A 2,957-nucleotide genomic window follows, 5' to 3' on the forward strand; every position below is an offset into this window, starting at 1 on the left:
AGCCGGACAAGCAGCCAAGCCCTCCGGTGCCGGGAATCCCGCGCTTCCAGAGCTCGATCCTGGCTCAGACTGGCCTCTCTTCTATAAGGCGCGAAATCGGCCTGGATATGGTCAACCGATTCGGAAGTCGCGCGCGGGCGAAGCAGCTTCATCCTATAGCGATGGCACCGGGCGCGAACCGTGGCGTCTCCTCGATTCTGAGCGCCCCTGCCTTGCAGTCGAGGAAGTGCTGCACCAGGGCCGGATGTCGCTGCGCTCGCGGAAGCGAGGAAGAACATCGTTGCTGGTAGCATGACTCCCGGGATCCAGAGAGTGGCGGTATCAGGACGCGCACCCGAAGAAACGACGCCATGAGACCTGCAGCGGGCCCTTTGACCTTACTTCGTACGGATCGCGTGGTACTCATCGCCAGCGCTGGCGCTGTCGTGGCGATCACGCTGCGGTCGATACCCGGATTCGTTGACCGCCTCTACTACTTGGAGATCGGGTCAGATCTGTTTCTCGTTCTGATGACGATCGTGGCACTGCTCTCCGGCCTGGCTCAGCTACCAGTTCGCGAGGAGCGTGCTTTTTGGCGCACCGTCGCCTGCGCCTTCGGTGCATGGGCGGTGATCCTGACGCTTTACCTCTTGACGCCAGACCAGTGGTGGACCTCGACTTTCGACCTCGCCGGAGACTCGATCTACCTGGGTTTCTACCTCTTCCTGCTCGCGGCGGTGGACGGGCGCCCTGACCTACGTTTCGAGCACCGCATTCACGGGATCAGCAGGCGCTACCGATTGCCAGGAACGGTGCTCTTCAGCTTCGGTTTGTTTGCCTACTTCGTCGTGGTTCCCGCGGTTCTGAGCCCAGATATGTATTGGTCCTGGTCCCCTTCGCTGTTCTTTTATCTCGCGCTCGACCTCTATCTTGCAGCACGGCTCCTGGTACTGTCTCGGGTCGCGCGAACGGCTCGCTGGCGACGGTGCTTCGCCTTGATGGCAGCAGTGGTCGGAGTCTTCCTGGCCAGCGACTCGGTCGAGCTGCTGCAGCTCCGCGGCGCCATTTCGGCGGACCTGGGACCGGCAGCGCTTTGGATGCTCCCCAGTATCGTCATCATTGCGATCGTGCGACTGCGGGCCCTGCCGGTCGCCGGAACCGAGTCCGCCGCTGCCGATTCCCGCTGGACGGCGATCAAGACCCTGGCTCAAGGGGCGCCGTTCCTGACCTACGCCCTCTTCCTGCCGTTGGTCCATTTCGCCGTCTACGGTTCAGGACTTTTCGACGAAATTACGCGCCAGGTTCATGAGAATCTGGTCCTGGTCTGGCTGACCTGCCTGGGAGGACTCTCGCTGGTCCAGTATCTCGATCTGGAGCGCAAGCACGATTCGTTGGTCGACCAGCGCCGTTTGAGTGAGGAACGACTCTGGCAATTGGCGAACTTCGACCAGCTGACCGGGCTGCCGAATCGAGTCCTCTTCCACGATCGATTCTCGCATGCGCTGAAGCATGCCCGGAGGAACCATGAACTCCTGGCCATCGTCTTCGCCGATCTCGACGATTTCAAGCGCGTCAACGACGCCTACGGCCACGCTGCAGGCGACCAACTGCTTCAGGGTGTCGCGCAGCGCATGATGCGCTGCGTCAGGGATTCGGACACGGTGGCGCGGCTGGGCGGAGACGAGTTCACGGTCATCCTCGAGGGGCTGGACGGCGCCGACCACGTCGAGCGACTGGCGCACCGGATCAGCTCTGCCATATCGAGGCCCTTCGAGGTCGGAGACCACGTCGTCACACTCAGGAGCAGTCTCGGTGTCGGCATCTATCCACGCGACGGCGAAGACCTCGACACCCTGCTCGCGAGCGCCGATGCCGCGATGTACGAAGGCAAGCGGATCAGGAAGACCGGGGGCACCAACGTCCGATTCTTTGCCCATGCGGAGCACGGCGAATGGCGGGATCGATTGCGGCTGGAAACCGAACTACAGCGCGCGATCGAGAACTCTGAATTCGTGCTCTTCTATCAGCCGATCTGGTCCGTGAGCGGCGACTGCTGGATCGGCCTGGAGGCGCTGATCCGGTGGCGGCATCCGGAACGCGGTCTGATCGAGCCAGGAGCATTCATTCCCATGGCCGAGCGCACGGGACTGATCGACTCGATCGATGCATGGGTCCTGAAGAGTGGCTTGAGGCAACTCGAATCCTGGCACCGAATGGGCCTCTTCGAGCTCCGTCTCGCCATCAATCTGAGTGCCGGTAACTTCCACGATCCCGAGCTGCCGCGCAGGATCGCCGGGATGCTCGAGGCGCTCGAGCTCGAGCCAGCCAGCCTGGAGATCGAGCTCACCGAAACCACGCTGCTGGATGACCTCGATGACGCGGCTCGATTTTGTCAACAGCTGGCTGCGGTCGGAGTGGCGGTCAGTATCGACGACTTCGGTGCCGGCCAGACCTCGCTACGTCATCTTACCCACCTTTCGGCCGCGAAGCTCAAGATCGATCGCTCCCTGATCCAAGAGGCTGTCGAGAAACCGAAGGCCGCCGCTGTGGTGGCCGGGATCGTCGCCATGGCCCACCAGATGGGACTGTCGGTGCTGGCCGAGGGCGTCGAGACCGCAGAGGAGCGGGCTTTCGTTCAAGATCAGCGCTGCGATGAGATCCAGGGCTTTCTGCTCGGTAGACCGCAACCGCCTGCGGAAATCACCCGCTTGATGCACCCAGCCGGACCTCAGACCACTGATGCTCAGCCGAGTCCCCTGGATGAGAAAGTACCCGACTCCTCCATTTGAATACCCTTGCCAGGGCCGAGGACCATGAGATTCTTCGAGGACGAGCTTGCGACTCTGACTTGCGCCGACCGCGTCGGCCGGACGATCCACGTCTGGTCTCCGGAGGTCCCGCAGGCGGTCTTCGTCGCGGTCCACGGCGCCATGGCCCATGGTGGCGACTACTGCACTCCGGCGCTCTGGTTCAAAGAT

The 2,957-nt window shown here is 62.5% G+C and carries 2 protein-coding genes; both read left to right on the plus strand.

The window, feature by feature from the left end; translation table 11 throughout:
• Nucleotides 1-371: 371 nt before the first annotated feature.
• Complete coding sequence (locus GY725_05990; protein MCP4003729.1) at nucleotides 372-2,768, plus strand: EAL domain-containing protein; 2,397 nt, start codon at nucleotides 372-374, stop codon at nucleotides 2,766-2,768.
• Between the two features lie 24 nt (nucleotides 2,769-2,792).
• The coding region (locus GY725_05995; GenBank protein MCP4003730.1) for an alpha/beta hydrolase at nucleotides 2,793-2,957 on the plus strand (165 nt) is incomplete at its 3' end.

The sequence above is a fragment of the bacterium genome (assembly GCA_024226335.1).
In the GTDB taxonomy this organism is placed as follows: Bacteria; Myxococcota_A; UBA9160; order SZUA-336; family SZUA-336; genus JAAELY01.